The organism is Roseateles sp. DB2 (assembly GCF_051857535.1).
Lineage (GTDB): Bacteria > Pseudomonadota > Gammaproteobacteria > Burkholderiales > Burkholderiaceae_C > Roseateles_B.
Genome location: NZ_JBPZGY010000011.1, coordinates 1 through 16,625, shown reverse-complemented (window position 1 = coordinate 16,625; position 16,625 = coordinate 1). Strand labels below are relative to the sequence as shown.

The following is a 16,625-nucleotide window of genomic DNA, read 5'->3' as shown; positions in this document are numbered from 1 at the left end:
GTGCTGTCAACGGCCCGGCGAAGCCGGATCCGCGACAGCCGCTGGAGGGGTCCCCTGGCCGCGTTGCGCCTAGCGCGCTGAGCAACTGCCATGTTTAAGAAAATTCTCATTGCCAACCGGGGCGAGATCGCCCTTCGAATCCAGCGTGCCTGTCGCGAGCTGGGCGTGAAGTCGGTTGTCGTCTATTCCGAGGCTGACCGTGACGCCAAGTACGTCAAGCTGGCCGACGAAGCCGTGTGCATCGGCCCAGCCCCGTCCGCCCAGAGCTACCTGAGCATGCCGGCCATCATCGCCACCGCCGAGGTGACCGATGCGGAAGCCATCCACCCAGGCTACGGCTTTCTGTCCGAGAACGCCGACTTTGCCGAGCGCGTGGAGCGCAGCGGCTTCACCTTCATCGGCCCCACGCCGGACAACATCCGCATGATGGGCGACAAGGTCTCGGCCAAGCAGGCCATGCGCGCTGCAGGCGTGCCCTGCGTGCCGGGCTCCGAAGGCGCCCTGCCCGACGATCCCAAGGAGATTGTCAAGATCGCCCGCGCCGTGGGCTACCCGGTCATCATCAAGGCCGCTGGCGGCGGCGGTGGCCGCGGCATGCGCGTGGTGCACACCGAGGCCGCCCTGGTCAATGCCGTGCAGATGACCAAGGCCGAGGCCGGTGCCGCCTTCGGCAATCCCGAGGTCTACATGGAGAAGTTCCTGGAGAACCCGCGCCATGTGGAGATCCAGGTGCTGGCCGACGGCCACAGGAACGCGGTCTGGCTGGGCGAGCGCGACTGCTCCATGCAGCGCCGCCACCAGAAGATCATCGAGGAGGCACCGGCGCCCGGCATTCCCCGCCGCACCATCGAGAAGATCGGTGACCGCTGCGCCACCGCCTGCAAGAAGATGGGCTACCGGGGTGCAGGCACCTTCGAGTTCCTCTATGAAAATGGGGAGTTCTACTTCATCGAGATGAACACGCGCGTGCAGGTCGAGCATCCGGTGACCGAGATGGTCACGGGCGTGGACATCGTGGCGATGCAGATCCGCATTGCCGCCGGCGAGAAGCTGCCCTTCACCCAGCGCAATATCGAGATGCGCGGCCATGCCATCGAGTGCCGCATCAATGCCGAGGACCCGGTGAAGTTCGTGCCCTCCCCCGGCCGCATCACCATGTGGCATCCGCCCGGCGGGCCTGGCGTGCGCGTGGACTCCCATGCCTACACGAACTACTTCGTGCCGCCCAACTACGACTCCATGATCGGCAAGATCATCGTGCACGGCGACACCCGCGAGCAGGCCCTGGCCCGCATGCGCATCGCCCTGTCGGAGACGGTGGTGGAAGGCATCCAGACCAACATCCCGCTGCACCGCGAGCTGATGGCCGACGCCAAGTTCATCGAGGGCGGCACCTCCATCCATTACCTGGAAGGCTGGATGAACCAGCACAAACGCTAGGGAAGCAACCACGCCCTACGCGCTTTGCGGTCGAGCCGACCGCGTCAGGCCAGAGGCCTGACCCTTCGGCAGGCGCAAACGGCATGCCGTTTGCGTCCGGCCTCAGCCCCCCTCGAGGGGGCGTCATCGTCAGCCCGGCAAAGCCGGATCTGCGATGCCCGCGCGATCCCTGGTGCACGCGACGCAAAGGAGAAGTCATGAATGCAAGCCTGCACGAGCTCGTGCTCATCTGCCGCGAGGACGACGTCGAGACCGTCAGCGACGCGCTGATGGAGGTCGAGTCGCTCGCCGTCTCGGTGGAGGATGCCGACGCCGACACCGAATCCGAAAAGGCCCTGTTCGGCGAGCCTGGCATGCCCGCTCCCAAGCCAGGCTGGGAGCGTTCTGTCGTCAAGGCCCTGTTCGCCAGCGAGGCCGAGGCCACCGAAGCCGCCACCCTGCTGCTGGCCCAGGACTGGGCGCAGGACGTGCACGTGCAGACCATACAGGCCGTGCAGGAGCAGGACTGGGTGCGGCTGACGCAGTCGCAGTTCGCGCCGGTGGAGATCACGCCCGAGTTCTGGATCGTGCCCTCCTGGCATCAGGCGCCGGCCCAGGCCACGCGCGTCATGCGCCTGGATCCCGGTCTGGCCTTCGGCACAGGCACGCACCCCACGACCCGCATGTGCCTGCGCTGGATCGCCCACCATGGTGCCGAGGCTGCCAACTGGGACCGCGTGCTGGACTACGGCTGCGGCTCGGGCATCCTGGCCATCGGCGCAGCCCTGCATGGGGCGAAGTCCATCGATGCGGTGGACATCGACCCTGCCGCGGTCATCTCCTCCCAGGCCAATGCCGAAGCCAACCGCGTGACGCTGCGCGCCGCCCTGCCGGACGCTGCGCAAGGCGAGTACCCGCTGGTGCTGGCCAACATCCTGGCCACGCCGTTGAAGCTGCTGGCCCCGCTGCTGTGCGCCCATGTGCGCGCGGGCGGGCATCTGGTGCTGGCGGGCATCCTGGAGCGCCAGGCCCAGGAACTGAAGGACGCCTATGCACCCTGGCTGGCGCTGGAAGTCAGCGACAGCGAAGACGGCTGGATCCTGATGACGGCGCAGCGCCCCGCCTGAGCCCTGCTGCCGAGGCCAGGCAAGGCCTGACCCTCCGGATCGTGCAGCGCCCCGCTTGCCAATGTTTCTAGGGGTGAGCGCGCTCTGTGCGGCCATGCCTTCGTGGCATGATCCTGCCCCATGAGTCTTGCTACCCGCTGCACCGCCTGCGGCACCATTTTCCGCGTGGTGCAGGACCAGTTGCGCGTCTCCGAGGGCTGGGTGCGCTGCGGCCGTTGCGCCGAGGTCTTCGATGCCCGCGAACAGCTCTTCGACCTGGACCGCGAAGCGCCGCCCCCTTGGCCGCCCGCCGGGCAGGAAAGTCTGGTCGACGACGCCGGCCAGGCCTTTGCTCCAACGCAGCCACCCACGCCTGTTGCGCGCGTTGCCGCACCAGCCGTGCCGCCCGCACCGGTGCCGCCCCCATCGGCCCCGGTCAGCCGCCCCGCCTTGCGCGCGCCCGCGGTGGTCGCAGAGGCGCCAGGCTTCGCCGCCGACACCGACCCGCGCGAGCCACCCCGCGAGCAACCGCATCCTCAGTCAGCATGGCCGGCCCCGGCGGAGCTCCCCGGCCAACGGCGCGAGCCTTTCTGGGAGCCGCCGCCCGCGCCGCCCGCGCCGGCTTCCCCGGCTGATGTCCGCGACGACCTGCCCGAACCCAAGGGTCTGAAGTTCGAGGCGCCTGTCGAGACCCCGTCTCCGGCTGCCATTCGTACGCCCGGGATGGCCGAGCCAGCGCCGCCCTTGAGCCAGGACCTGGGCCCGGACGTGGTGCTCTCGCCGCGCCTGCAGTCTGCCCAGGTGCAAGCCCTGGCGCCGCAGGAAGCGGCCACCGGACCGGCGTCTGCAGCCCCAGCGGCCCCCGCCCGCAAGCCCGGCTTTTTGCGCCGCGCAGAGGGCGAAGCGCGTTGGCAGCGCCCACGTGTACGCGTCGCACTGGGGTTGGGCAGCTTGCTGCTGCTGCTGAGTGCGGCCGCGCAACTGATCTGGCATTACCGCGATGCGCTGGCCACGCAGTCACCGCTGGCCCGGCAATGGCTGGGTGCCGCCTGCGAGAAGCTGGGCTGCGAGCTGCAGCCCTGGCGTCGGCTCGATGCCTTCAGCGTGGAGAGCACAGGACTGTCGGAAGCCGCCAGTGGCAATCACTACAAGTTCAGCCTCAGCCTGCGCAACAAGAGCCCCTGGGAGCTGGCCACCCCTTGGGTCGAGCTGAGCCTCAACGATGGCAATGGCAAGGTGCTGATGAAGAAGGCCCTGAAGCCAGAGGAGTTCGCCAATGGCCGTGCCAGCACAGGCGCCAGTAGCGAGCAGTCCCTGCAGCTGGTGTTCAGTACCGGCAGGCAGCGGGTCAATGGCTACACGGTCGAGATCTTCTATCCCTGAGCACAACAAGCTCGCCTGCAGGCCTGCCAGGCCGGCGCGCCGGCCACAGCTCCCGCGCCCTCTTTCAGGGTCTTTGTGCCCTCATGAAAAACACCCCGGAGACTTGCGTCGCCGGGGTGCGGGGTAAGGACGTCACCTTCTCGTCAAACCCGGTCAAGGCCGGGCTTTACGCCGGTGACGGCAGGCACCCGGAGGTGCCCGCTGGCTTCAGGCTCAGGGCTTGTTGCCGGTCGGGAAGGGCCAGGCGGCTTGCGGGCTCAGTGCCGTCTTGGCAGCGGGCGCAGCAGCAGGCTTGGCAGCAGCGGGAGCTGCGGCGGCCTTCTTGGCAGCAGGCTTGGCGGCGGGCTTAGCAGCCGGCTTGGCAGCGGCCTTGGGAGCCACCTTGATAGGCGGCTTCTTGGTCGACGCGGCCTTGGCGGCGGGCTTGGCAGCCGGCTTGGCGGCGGGCTTAGCCGCCGGCTTGGCTGCAGGCTTGGCGGCCTTGGGAGCTGCCTTGATGGGCGGCTTCTTGGTCGCGGAGGCCTTCTTGGCCGGGGCAGCAGCCTTCTTGGCCGGAGCGGCCTTCTTCGCCGGAGCAGCAGCCTTCTTGGCCGGAGCGGCCTTCTTTGCCGGAGCAGCAGCCTTCTTGGCCGGAGCGGCCTTCTTCGCCGGAGCAGCAGCCTTCTTGGCCGGAGCGGCCTTCTTTGCCGGAGCAGCAGCCTTCTTGGCCGGAGCGGCCTTCTTTGCCGGGGCAGCGGCCTTCTTGGCCGGAGCGGCCTTCTTGGCGGGGGCGGCCTTCTTGGCCGTTGCCTTCTTTGCAGTTGCCATGGTTTTCTCCTTGATCAAGTGAAAAAAGCACTGCCCGCGGCGGACCGGTCCACCTCAGCGCAGCTATCCACCGCCCGAGAGTCGCCTTGGAGCAGCGCCACGGTACGGTGAATGGGGTCGCAATGCACCGCCGCGCTTTTCCGCGTCTGACGGTTGTTCTGCATCGCTTGTCTTGATCTCATTGACGAGCACTCAATTCGGGATAGACACAGGCCGCTGACCAAGCAGCCCGCTCAATCCCAGGACAGGGCGCCACCGGACTGGTATTCGATGACGCGGGTTTCGAAGAAGTTGCGTTCCTTCTTCAGGTCGATCATTTCGCTCATCCAGGGGAAGGGGTTCTCTTCGTTGGGGAAGAGTTCCTCCAGACCGATCTGGGTGGCACGGCGGTTGGCGATGTAGCGCAGATAGCCCTTGAACATCGCAGCATTGAGACCCAGCACGCCACGCGGCATGGTGTCCTCGGCGTAGCGGTACTCAAGCTCCACGGCCTTCAGGAACAGGGCCTTGATCTCGGCCTTGAACTCGGCCGTCCACAGCTGCGGGTTCTCGAGCTTGATCTGATTGATCAGGTCGATGCCGAAGTTGCAGTGCATGGACTCGTCGCGCAGGATGTACTGGTACTGCTCGGCAGCACCGGTCATCTTGTTCTGGCGGCCCATGGCCAGGATCTGCGTGAACCCCACGTAGAAGAACAGGCCCTCCATCAGGCAGGCGAAGACGATCAGCGACTTCAGCAGCGTCTGATCGGCAGCCAGCGTGCCCGTGTGGAAGTTGGGGTCCATGATCGCGTCGATGAAGGGGATCAGGAACTCATCCTTGTCACGGATGGAGGCCACCTCGTGATAGGCGTTGAAGATCTCGCTCTCATCAAGGCCCAGGGACTCGACGATGTACTGGTAGGCGTGCGTGTGGATCGCTTCCTCGAAGGCCTGACGCAGCAGGAACTGGCGGCACTCGGGAGCGGTGATGTGGCGGTAGGTGCCCAGGACGATGTTGTTGGCGGCCAGGGAATCGGCCGTCACGAAGAAGCCCAGGTTGCGCTTGATGATGCGGCGCTCGTCCTCGCTCAGGCCGTTGGGGTCCTTCCACAGGGCGATGTCGCGGGACATGTTCACCTCCTGCGGCATCCAGTGGTTGGCGCAGGTGGCGAGGTACTTGTCCCAGGCCCACTTGTACTTGAAGGGCACCAGTTGGTTGACGTCCGTCTGGCCGTTGATGATGCGCTTGTCGGCGATGTTGACGCGGCGCTCACTGGCTGCAGCGGAACCGGAAGCCGGCGGCGTCGCTGCCGCCACGGCCGTTTGCAGGCCGCTGGAGTGGGTGGCGCTCAGGCCATGATTCGAGGCGCTAGGCGCAGGCTTACGGTCTTCTTCCCAAACCAACATGGTGGACTTCCTATCGTACGGATTATCGGAGTGTTGTGTCTAAAACACCAAGGACTTCTTGACAGCGACACAAATGCGCTGTTGCTGGACCGCATCGCTAACGCCGCAAATGTGCGTGACGATTTCAACCCCCGGCGACCTGCAATGCCGCCGTGTCCGGTGCTGAAGCATTCACGGATGCCCGCCAAGCGCGGGCAGCGATGAACGCTCGATGCTGAAGGCGTCCGCGCCGGAGTCGTCGGCGCGGACTTGCCGCAGGCCTTACTGGCAGGCCTCGCAGTCAGGGTTGTCGATGGAGCAGAACTTGATGTCGGTGGCCGGGGTGTTGTCCACCTCGACCGCCGGGGCCGCCTGCACCGCCGGGGCTGCGGCCACTGGGGCAGCGCTCAGACTCGCCATGCCGCCGGACATGCCGCCCGGCACCGCATTGAGCTGCCCCGCCTTGCTGACCGTGCTCTTCTCGGCATGGGTGGCGCCGATGGTGCGCAGGTAGTAGGTGGTCTTGAGGCCGCGCTGCCAGGCCAGCTTGTAGGTCTCGTCCAGCTTCTTGCCGGAGGCACCGGCCATGTAGATGTTCAGGCTCTGCGCCTGGTCAATCCACTTCTGGCGGCGCGAGGCAGCCTCGACCAGCCATTGCGGCTCCACCTCGAAGGCGGTGGCATACAGGGCCTTCAGCTCTTCCGGCACGCGGTCGATGCGGCGCAGCGAGCCGTCGAAGTGCTTGAGGTCCATGACCATGACGTCGTCCCACAGGCCCAGCTGCTTCAGGTCACGCACGAGCGACTCGTTGATCACCGTGAACTCGCCGGACAGGTTGGACTTGACCGAGAGGTTGCCGAAGCAGGGTTCGATCGAGGCGTCCACGCCGATGATGTTGGAGATGGTCGCGGTCGGGGCGATGGCCACGCAGTTGCTGTTGCGCATGCCGTGAGCGGCGATGCGCTGGCGCAGGCTGTCCCAGTCCATGGACGAGGAGCGGTCCACCTCGACGTAGCCGCCGCGCTCCTGCAGCAGCAAGTCCAGGGAGTCGATGGGCAGGATGCCACGGTCCCACAGCGAGCCGCGGTAGCTGCTGTAGCGACCGCGCTCCTCGGCCAGCTCGGTCGAGGCCCAGTAGGCGTAGTAGCAGATGGCTTCCATCGAGCGATCGGCGAACTCCACCGCCTCAGCCGAGGCGTAGGGCGTGCGCAGCGCATACAGCGCATCCTGGAAGCCCATCACCCCCAGGCCCACCGGACGGTGGCGCAGGTTGGAGTCGCGGGCCTTCTTGACGGCGTAGTAGTTGATGTCGATGACGTTGTCCAGCATGCGCATGGCGGTGCGGACGGTCTTCTTCAGCTTGTCGTGGTCGATGACCTTCTTGCCATCGGCGCCGTCCTTCAGGTGCTGGACCAGGTTGACCGAGCCCAGGTTGCACACGGCGATCTCGCTGTCATTGGTGTTCAGCGTGATCTCGGTGCACAGGTTGGACGAGTGCACCACGCCCACGTGCTGCTGCGGCGAGCGCACATTGCAGGCGTCCTTGAAGGTGATCCAGGGGTGGCCGGTCTCGAACAGCATCGAGAGCATCTTGCGCCACAGGTCCTTGGCGGGCATGCGCTTGAAGAGCTTGATCTCGCCACGGTCGGCCTTGGCCTCGTACTCGACGTAGGCCTTCTCGAAGGCCTGGCCGAAGAGGTCGTGCAGGTCCGGGCAGGTGGAGGGGCTGAACAGGGTCCAGTCACCGCCCTCGACCACGCGCTTCATGAACAGGTCGGGAATCCAGTTCGCGGTGTTCATGTCGTGCGTGCGGCGGCGGTCGTCGCCGGTGTTCTTGCGCAGCTCCAGGAACTCCTCGATGTCCAGGTGCCAGGACTCCAGGTAGGCGCAGACGGCGCCCTTGCGCTTGCCGCCCTGGTTCACAGCCACGGCGGTGTCGTTGACCACCTTCAGGAAGGGCACGACGCCCTGGCTCTTGCCGTTGGTGCCCTTGATGTGCGAACCCAGGGCTCGCACGGGGGTCCAGTCATTGCCCAGACCGCCAGCAAACTTGGACAGCAGGGCGTTTTCCTTGAGGGCCTCGTAGATGCCGTCGAGGTCGTCGGCCACCGTGGTCAGGTAGCAGCTGGAGAGCTGCGAGCGGCGGGTGCCCGAGTTGAACAGCGTGGGTGTGGAGCTCATGAAGTCAAAGCTGGACAGCACTTCATAGAACTCGATGGCGCGGGCTTCGCGGTCGATCTCGTTCAGCGCCAGCCCCATGGCCACGCGCATGAAGAAGGCCTGCGGCATCTCGATGCGCTTGCCTTCGGTGTGCAGGAAGTAGCGGTCGAACAGGGTCTGCAGGCCCAGGTAGTCGAACTGGAAGTCACGTTCGGCCTTCAGGGCGGCCCCCAGCTTGGCCAGGTCGTACTGGCCCAGCTTCTCGTCCAGCAGCTCGGCCTGAATGCCCTTCTTGATGAATTGCGGGAAGTACTCGGCGTAGCGCGTTTGCATCTCGGCCTGGGTCACTTCCTCGCCCAGGATCTCCTTGCGGATGGTGTGCATCAGCAGGCGGGCGGTGGCGCGGGTGTAGCCGGGGTCCTTCTCGATGAGGGTGCGCGAGGCCAGGATGGCGGCCTTGTAGACCTCGTCAATGGGCACGCCGTCATACAGGTTGCGCTTGGTCTCGGCCAGGATGGGCTCGGGCTTGACATCGCCGCCCAGGCCTTCGCAGCTGGAGCGGATCAGGGCTGCGAGCGCGCCCAGATCCAGGGGCACGCGGTGGCCGCCATCGATCACCATCAGAGCCGCCTCGGGCGCGGCCGCCTGGGCCACCTCGCCCTGGCGCAGGCGCTCCTGCGAGCGGCGCTCGCGGTACAGCACGTAGGCACGGGCCACTTCATGATGGCCCCCGCGCATCAGGCCCAGCTCGACCTGGTCCTGCACGTCTTCAATATGGAAGGTGCCGCCGCTCGGGCGCGAGCGCAGCAGGGCGCGCACCACGGCTTCGGTCAGGGCATCGACCGTCTCGCGCACGCTGGCCGAGGCCGCGCCGCTGGTGCCATGCACGGCAAGGAAGGCCTTCATCAGCGCGATGGCGATCTTGCTGGGCTCAAAGGACACCACAGCACCATTGCGGCGGATGATCTGATAGGCCTGGTAGGCCGATTGCCTGGGCGTGTCAGCGGTGGCTGCGTGAGCCACGGCGCCTTCGGCGAGCGTGCTGGCGACAACGGTTTGCATGAAGAGTCCTTGTCCTGGAAATCGTTACTGCAGAGAACAAAAAGCCCGGGCCCGCCTCAGCGTTCCCAAGATTCTTTTTTGGAGTTGGATGGCTTGCGCCCAGATGCCGACAGCTGCGTCACGACGGGCCGGCTCATGCAGCCGTTGTGCCCGCCCTGCCGCCGCTGGCGACTGGGCTCCACTGCGCTTTGCCGTTCCGGCCGATGCCACGCGGAGCGAACTCCGGCGGCATCCTGCAAGCCCTGGTGTGAAATCCCTGGCACCAGCTTCCGGAAAAGCGGCGACGAGGTTTGGCAGGGCGCGAACGCGAGGCATTTCAGTGGTTTGCCAAGTCAGCAGGATAGCATGAAAGGACACTATATCTAGGGCACCCACCCTCTTCAAGCACTACCGATAGCGTCCTCCCCTCATTGACCAGGCCATCGCAAATGACTAAGCAGACCGCCGGGAATGAGGCCGCAGCAGGCCTGGACACCCCCATGCCGGCGCAAAGGCCCGATGAACAGGGGCTAGACAGGCGCGGACCCAGCAATGGCGCGGCCTCGCGGGCCGGTTCGGGCTGCAAGGCCGCATCAGACCGCACTCCTCGCCGCGGCCTCAGAAGCAGACGGGGTCAGGCCTTGACGGCTTGATGCACGCGAGCTCGCACGCGCACGGGGCGCTGGCCGAACAGCTATCCCTTGTGCAAGGGACAGGGGCTAAACAAATGGAAACAGCCGGGGAGCCCAGCCCAGTTCCTGGAGCAGGCGCGGCCAGTCAAAACCCGGCCCCGGATCCGCCTTTCGCCCGGGCGCGATGTGCTCATGACCCACGACCGCATCCAGCGGATAGCGCGCCCTCAACAGCGGCAGCAGCAGGCCGAGCGCCTGGTACTGCCGTGCCTCGAAAAGGCCGCCCTCCAGGCCCTCCAGCTCGATGCCAATGGAGAAGTCATTGCAGCGCTCCCGCCCCCGGAAGCTGGACTTGCCGGCGTGCCAGGCCCGCTCGTCAGCGCTGACGAACTGCAGCAGTTCGCCGTCACGGCGGATCAGGAAATGCGCGGAGACCTCCAGACCCTGCAGGGCCTGGAAGCTCGGATGCGCCCCACAGTCCAGGCAGTTGGTGAACAGAGCCTCGATCTCCGGCCCGCCAAACACGCCGGGCGGCAGGCTGATGGAATGCAGCACCACCAGGCTGGGCTCCTCGCCGTCCGGACGCGGACCAAAGTTGGGCGAGGGTACGACGCGGGCGCTGGACAACCAGCCTCTGTCCCAGCGCGGCCGCTCAGACGCCGTCACCGCCCTCTCCCACGCTGATCTGCAGCCGCGCCATGCGATAGCGCATCTGCCTCAGCGACAGGCCGAGGCTGGCGCCCGCGGCGGTGCGGTTGTTGCGGTGCTGCTCCAGTGCGCGCACAAGGATGTCGCGCTCCACTGCATCCAGATAGGCGGCGAGGTCGGAGGGCAGCGGCGCATCCGGCACGACCGGCCCGGGGCCGGCGGCAGGCATGCCAAGGTCGATCACCAGGTCCTCTGCGGGCGCCTCGGGATGACAGGCATCCAGCTCCAGGTCGGGCAGGTCCAGCTCGTCAGCATGGATCCACTCGCCGCCGGACAGGGCCACGGCCCGGTGGAGGATGTTCTCCAGCTCGCGCACATTGCCGGGAAAACTGTAGCGCCGCAACTTCTGCATGGCGTCGGCATCCAGCTGGGGCGGCGGGCTGACACCGGCGTCCAGCGCGATGCGGCGCAGCACGCGCGAGGTGATGGCGCCCAGGTCCTCGATGCGCTCGCGCAGCGGTGGCACGCGGATCTGGATCACGTTGAGCCGGTAAAAGAGATCCTGGCGGAAGCGCCCGGCCCCCACCTCGCTGGCCAGGTCCTTGTGGGTGGCACTGAGGATGCGCACGTTGACCGGCAGCTCGCTCACCGCGCCCACAGGCCGCACCGAACGCTCCTGGATGGCGCGCAGCAGCTTGGACTGCATGGCCAGCGGGAGGTCGCCGATCTCGTCCAGGAACAGCGTGCCGCCATGCGCGGCCTGGAAGAAGCCCTCGCGGTCTTCATTGGCCCCGGTGAAGGCGCCCTTGCGATAGCCGAAGAACTCCGCCTCCAGCAGCTGCTCGGGAATGGCGCCGCAATTAACGGCGATGAACCTCTCGCCGGCCCGCGAGCCGGCTTCATGGATGGAACGGGCGACCAGTTCCTTGCCGGTGCCCGACTCACCCTGCAGCAGAACCGGGGCCATGCTGCGCGCGACCTTCTCGATGAGGTCCCGCACCTGCTGCATGGCCATGGAGTCGCCGGCCAGGCGCTCGGCCACGCGGCGCGGCGTGACAGCCTCTGCTGGCGGCTTGGCCGGCGAGGGCGGCAGCGAGGCCAGGGGCGATTCCGCGCCCCCGCGCTCGGAGGGCAGCCGCGAGGGCACCACCGAAGGCGGCTGCTGCGGCACTCGCCCCAGCGCCGAGGCTACGACCATGCGGAACTGCCGCAGGTCGACAGGCTTGGTGAGGTAATCGAAGGCCCCGGCCTTGAGCGCCTCCACCGCGTTTTCGGAGGAACCAAAGGCGGTGATCACGATGGCCTTCTCGCGCCGCCCCTGGGCCTCCAGCCAGGCCAGCACGTCCAGGCCGCTGCCATCAGGCAGGCGCATGTCGGTGATGACTGCGCTGTAGCGGCGCAGTTGCAGGCGCTGCAGCGCCTCCTCCACCGAGCCGGCCGTCTCCAGCTCGTAGCCCTCGCGCACCAGGGTCAGTTCGTAGAGGGTGCGCAGGTCCGGCTCGTCGTCAATGACCAGGAGGCTGTAGGGTGTTGAAGCGCTCATGCGGGCGTGTGAAAGAGGTCAGCAGAGCCTCCGCCGTCAACGGCGCTGGGCCGTCGCAGCTGGACGCGGAATTCGTTGCCACCGCGCTCGCCGCTGCGGTGGCTGCGGTAGTCGATGCGGGCGCCGTAACGTTCGCACAGTTCGCGACAGATGTAGAGCCCCAGGCCTGAGCCCCGGCTGCGGGTCGAGAAGAAGGGCTCGAAGAGATGTCGTTCGATATCCGCCGGAATGGGCTCGCCCAGGCTGAAGACGCTCAGCAGCACGGGACGCTCCTCGTGTCCCGGATGCGCGTCGAGACGCACGCGCACGGTGTCGGCCCCCGAGGGCGCATGGCGCAGCGCGTTGTCCAGCAGGTTCACCAGCACGCGCCGCAGGTGCTCGGGCTCGAACAGCACCATCACCGGCTGACTGGGCAGATCCAGCTTCATGGGGCTCATGCCGCCCATGGGCAGCTGGTTGGTGCTGATCCAGTCCTCGCAGCAGGTGCGCACGAGGCTGGCTGCATCGAAAGCCACCGGCTCCGGCGCGACACCAGGGGCGACCTCCATCACGTCGTCAACGATGCGCTTGAGCCGCTGCACATTGGAGGCCACCATGCGCGTGAGCTGCTGCGAGCGCGGATCAGGCATGTCCTCGGCCAGCAGCGCATTGGCCTGGTCGATGGCGGCCAGCGGATTGCGGATCTCATGGGCGATGCCCGCCGACACCCGGCCCATCGCGGCCAGCTTCTCCTGCCGGTTGCGCGCCATCACCTTGCGGTTGTCCTCGATCAGCAGAACGCAGAGGTCCTCTTCGGCGCTGGACTCTCGCCTGCGAGTGAAGCGCATGCGCACGCGCAGGCTGCGCGGCCCGCCACCCTCAAAGGCGAGGGTCACGTCTTGCCCCCCCTCGGGCCAGCCGCCGCGCGAGAAGGCTTCCTCCACAGCCGCCACCAGCCCCGACCAGGCCGGCACGCTACGCAGCTGGAACGGCGCGGCGGGCGCATGCTGGCCATGGGCCAGAAGGGCCTGCGCGGCGGGATTGGCGGCCCGCACGCGACCGCGGCGGTCGACGACCAGGACACCTTCCTGCATCTCGTCGATCACCAGGCGGTTCAGCTCCGTCTGCTGGCGCGCAAATTCCAGGCTGCCGCGGGCTGCACGCTCCTCGCGCGCGAGGCGCCCCGCCAGCTCGGAAGCCAGCACGCCAATCACGAAGAAGCCGCAGCTGACCAGCCCCAGCTGGCTGAAGCGGATGCCGCTCTCCTGCCCGGCCCAGACCCGCCAGCCGGCATGTCCCAAGAGCAGCAGCGAGGCCGCAGCCGCGGTGGCCAGGGCCATGCGTCGGGGCGACAGTACCCCCGCCATCAGCACCGGCAGGATGAACAGCGCGCTGAAGCCCACGCCCGCACTGGCGTCCAGCACGTTGAGCACGCCGAAGCTCAGCAGGTCCAGGCCCACGCTGATCCACCACAGCAGGTGCACCGGACTGGCCAGTTGCCGGGGCACGGGCTGCGTCCGGAAGCCTATCCACCACCAGGTCAGCATTGCCATCAAGGCATAGGCCACACACAGGCCCAGGATGCGTGCAGGCGCGACCGAACCCAGGACCTGGCCCAGCAGCAGGGCCGCAACAAGGGCCAGGCCCAGCGCGGCACGCGCTGCCAGGAAGGCCCGCAACATGCGATGGAAGGTGGAACTGCCGCGGGCGGCACGGCGGTCGAAGAAATGGGGGTCGGCACCCGAACTTTCGGCGTCGGCGGCATCCCAGCCGCTGTCCTGGTGGGGACCGAACCAGGAGATGGTGTCCGGTGCAGGGGAGCGGTCAGCCATGGCCCTGGCGCGCCTCATGGCGTTGCCGGTGTTCGGCACTGCAGAAATGCCCGCCACGGCCAGGATAGGCCTCGGGCTCGGGCAGGTGCGTGCCACATTCGGCGCAGGCCACCATCATCGAGGCTTGCGCCTCCGTCGCTCGAGCAGGAGGCTTGGTCTCGGGGCCGGAACCAGGCGGCTGGGCCGACCTCGCGCGCCCCTTGCGCACACCGCTGAGGAAAACCAGCCCCATCACCACCAGCAGGAGCAGCAAATACTTCATTCAGGCCCCCGCCGGGCGCTGCAGTACCACCTCCAGCACGAAGCGCGTGCCGGCATACGACAGAAGCAGCAGGGCAGCCCCCAGGTAGAGCCAGCGCGTGGCCCGGCGCCCCCGCCAGCCGAACGCGCGGCGCCCGGTCAGCAAGCCCACCAGCACCAGCCAGCCCAGCACAGACAGCAGGGTCTTGTGGTCCCAGCGCCACTGCGGGGTGAAAAGCCAGCCCAGCACGATGGCCAGGGACAGCACGACCACACCCGCACCGACGAACTGGAAAGTCAGCCGCTCCAGGCGCAGCAGGGGCAGGCCCAGGGTCAGGCCTTGCCCCTTGGGCTGACCCTTCTGCCGCATCTGGCGCTCGGCCCGGTTCAGCAGGGCCGCATGCAGCACCGCCACGCCGAACAAGCCGTAGGACGCCAGACCCAGCACCCAGTGCAGCGGAGCCCAGGGCGAGGCCGCAGCCGGACGACTCTCGCCGGGAAAGGCCCAGGCCAGCACCACCGCCGCCGCCGCCAGCAGCGAAAGTCCGCGCCGCAGCTGAGGAAGAGGCAGCAGACGGCTCTCCACGAGGTAGACGGCCAGGATCAGCCAGGCCGTCATCGACAAGGCCGGCGCAAAGCCGAAGCGCGCGCCGGGCTGTGCCAGCCCCAGGCCCGCGATATCGATCAGCAGCGCCATCAGGTGGGCGGCGAAGGCCAGCGGCAGCAGCGCAGAGCGCTTGTTCGCGTGGGGCTGCGCGCGAAGTGCCACGGCGGCATAGCTCAGCAAGGCGACGGCAGAAGCGGCCGCCAGGGCCCCGCTCGCGGTCGCTGCAGACACGGACGATAAAATCATCGCCACAGTGTAATTTGCGCGCTCACCTCTGCGGTGAGGCCGTCTTTATGGCATCCACCCTCACCGACCGTCTAAGCCAGCTCGTGAAAACGATGCGCGGCCAGGCCCGCATCACCGAAAGCAATGTGCAGGACATGCTGCGCGAAGTGCGCATGGCCCTTCTGGAGGCCGACGTGGCCCTGCCGGTGGTGCGCGACTTCATCGCGCGGGTCAAGGACAAGGCGCTGGGCCAGGAAGTCGTGGGTTCGCTGAACCCGGGCCAGGTGCTGGTCTCCGTGGTGCACAAGGAGCTGGCGGCCACCATGGGCGAGGGCGTGGCGGACATCAACCTTGCCGCCCAGCCGCCGGCCGTGATCCTGATGGCCGGCCTGCAAGGCGCGGGCAAGACCACCACCACCGGCAAGCTGACCAAGCACCTGATCGAGAAGCGCAAGAAGAAGGTGCTGACGGTCTCCGCCGACGTCTACCGCCCTGCCGCCATCGAGCAGCTCAAGACCGTCACGGCCCAGGCCGGCGGTGAGTGGTTCCCCTCCAGCCCCGACCAGAAGCCACGCGACATCGCTCTCGCGGCCCTGGACTACGCCCGCAAGCACTACTTTGACGTCCTGCTGGTCGACACCGCAGGCCGACTCGCCATTGACGAAGCCCTGATGGCCGAGATCCGCGAGTTGCACGCCGCGCTGAACCCCATCGAGACCCTGTTCGTCGTCGACGCCATGCAGGGCCAGGATGCAGTCAACACCGCCCGCGCCTTCAAGGAGGCCCTGCCCCTGTCCGGCGTGATCCTGACCAAGCTGGACGGCGACTCCCGCGGCGGCGCAGCCCTCTCCGTGCGCCAGGTCACTGGCGCGCCGATCAAGTTTGCGGGCGTCTCCGAGAAGATCGACGGCCTGGAGGTCTTCGACGCCGAGCGCCATGCCGGCCGCGTGCTGGGCATGGGCGACATCGTGGCCCTGGTGGAGGAAGTCACCAAGGGCGTGGACATGGCCGCGGCCCAGAAGCTGGCCGAGAAGCTCAAATCGGGCGACGGCTTCGACCTCAACGACTTCCTCTCCCAGATCTCCCAAATGAAGAAGATGGGCGGCCTCTCCAGCCTGATGGACAAGCTGCCCACCCAGATTGCTAACAAGGCCGGCCAGGGCGATATGGAGCGTGCCGAGCGCGACATGCGCCGCATGGAAGGCATCCTCAACGCCATGAGCGCCAAGGAGCGCGCCCACCCGCGCCTGCTGCTGGACGACAAGAGCAAGGCCAGCCGCAAGCGCCGCATCGCCGCCGGTGCCGGCGTGCAGATCCAGGACGTCAACCGAGTCCTGAACCAGTACGACCAGATGCAGGGCATGATGAAGAAGATGAAGGGCGGCGGCCTCTTCAAGATGATGAAGCGCATGGGCGGCATGAAGGGCATGAAAGGCATGGGGCTCTGAGCCCCACCCCGCGCAAGCCGCGCATCCGTCAAGCAAAAGGGCCGCAGATGCGGCCCTTTGTCATTGCGGTGACCCGTCCTGCCCAGCGTTGACACATTTGCACCCGAGAGAGGGCAGATGTGATGGATACAGGGATCAAGCGCACCCAGCGCGACTACACGATGGCCTTTAAGTTGGCGGTGGTCGAG

12 protein-coding genes are annotated in these 16,625 nt (G+C 67.2%); 4 read left to right on the top strand and 8 right to left on the bottom strand.

Translation table 11 applies throughout. The features are described from left to right. The first annotated feature begins 90 nt into the window (after nucleotides 1-90). The 3 genes from accC (at nucleotide 91) to ACS5PK_RS16110 (ending at nucleotide 3,908) form a co-directional block, all read left to right on the top strand. Nucleotides 91-1,440, top strand: coding sequence for an acetyl-CoA carboxylase biotin carboxylase subunit (gene accC, locus ACS5PK_RS16120; protein ID WP_439441273.1), 1,350 nt, complete (start codon nucleotides 91-93; stop codon nucleotides 1,438-1,440). Between the two features lie 209 nt (nucleotides 1,441-1,649). Further along, complete coding sequence (prmA, locus tag ACS5PK_RS16115) at nucleotides 1,650-2,546, top strand: 50S ribosomal protein L11 methyltransferase (protein ID WP_439441390.1); 897 nt, start codon at nucleotides 1,650-1,652, stop codon at nucleotides 2,544-2,546. 120 nt (nucleotides 2,547-2,666) lie between these two features. Further along, complete coding sequence (locus ACS5PK_RS16110) at nucleotides 2,667-3,908, top strand: DUF3426 domain-containing protein (protein WP_439441272.1); 1,242 nt, start codon at nucleotides 2,667-2,669, stop codon at nucleotides 3,906-3,908. Nucleotides 3,909-4,121: 213 nt separating this feature from the next. On the opposite strand, the gene ACS5PK_RS16105 is transcribed toward ACS5PK_RS16110, so the two are convergent. The 8 genes from ACS5PK_RS16105 to ACS5PK_RS16070 form a co-directional block, all read right to left on the bottom strand. Next, the gene (locus ACS5PK_RS16105; RefSeq protein WP_439441271.1) at nucleotides 4,122-4,715 is read right to left on the bottom strand and encodes a histone; all 594 of its coding nucleotides are present in this window, start codon (nucleotides 4,713-4,715) and stop codon (nucleotides 4,122-4,124) included. A gap of 233 nt (nucleotides 4,716-4,948) precedes the next feature. After that, nucleotides 4,949-6,103 (bottom strand): ribonucleotide-diphosphate reductase subunit beta, encoded by a 1,155-nt coding sequence (locus ACS5PK_RS16100; RefSeq protein ID WP_439441270.1) that lies wholly within the window; start codon nucleotides 6,101-6,103, stop codon nucleotides 4,949-4,951. A gap of 261 nt (nucleotides 6,104-6,364) precedes the next feature. Then, nucleotides 6,365-9,304 (bottom strand): ribonucleoside-diphosphate reductase subunit alpha, encoded by a 2,940-nt coding sequence (locus tag ACS5PK_RS16095; RefSeq protein ID WP_439441269.1) that lies wholly within the window; start codon nucleotides 9,302-9,304, stop codon nucleotides 6,365-6,367. A gap of 698 nt (nucleotides 9,305-10,002) precedes the next feature. Beyond that, complete coding sequence (gene ampD, locus ACS5PK_RS16090; protein WP_439441268.1) at nucleotides 10,003-10,581, bottom strand: 1,6-anhydro-N-acetylmuramyl-L-alanine amidase AmpD; 579 nt, start codon at nucleotides 10,579-10,581, stop codon at nucleotides 10,003-10,005. After that, entirely contained in the window at nucleotides 10,568-12,106 is a 1,539-nt protein-coding gene (locus ACS5PK_RS16085; protein WP_439441267.1) for a sigma-54-dependent transcriptional regulator, read from the bottom strand. Before ACS5PK_RS16085 ends, ampD begins: the two co-directional genes overlap by 14 nt. After that, complete coding sequence (locus tag ACS5PK_RS16080; protein ID WP_439441266.1) at nucleotides 12,103-13,917, bottom strand: sensor histidine kinase; 1,815 nt, start codon at nucleotides 13,915-13,917, stop codon at nucleotides 12,103-12,105. The genes ACS5PK_RS16085 and ACS5PK_RS16080 overlap by 4 nt, the downstream gene beginning before the upstream one ends. After that, a complete protein-coding gene (locus ACS5PK_RS16075) occupies nucleotides 13,910-14,179 on the bottom strand; it encodes a PP0621 family protein (RefSeq protein WP_439441265.1) in 270 nt (89 codons plus the stop codon). The genes ACS5PK_RS16080 and ACS5PK_RS16075 overlap by 8 nt, the downstream gene beginning before the upstream one ends. Next, nucleotides 14,180-14,995 carry a cytochrome C assembly family protein gene (locus ACS5PK_RS16070; RefSeq protein WP_439441264.1) on the bottom strand — a complete coding sequence of 272 codons (816 nt, stop codon included), beginning with the start codon at nucleotides 14,993-14,995 and terminating at the stop codon, nucleotides 14,180-14,182. A 62-nt stretch (nucleotides 14,996-15,057) separates the two neighbouring features. Between ACS5PK_RS16070 and ffh the strand changes: the two genes are divergently transcribed. Then, nucleotides 15,058-16,437 carry a signal recognition particle protein gene (gene ffh, locus ACS5PK_RS16065; RefSeq protein WP_439441263.1) on the top strand — a complete coding sequence of 460 codons (1,380 nt, stop codon included), beginning with the start codon at nucleotides 15,058-15,060 and terminating at the stop codon, nucleotides 16,435-16,437. Nucleotides 16,438-16,625 lie beyond the last annotated feature (188 nt).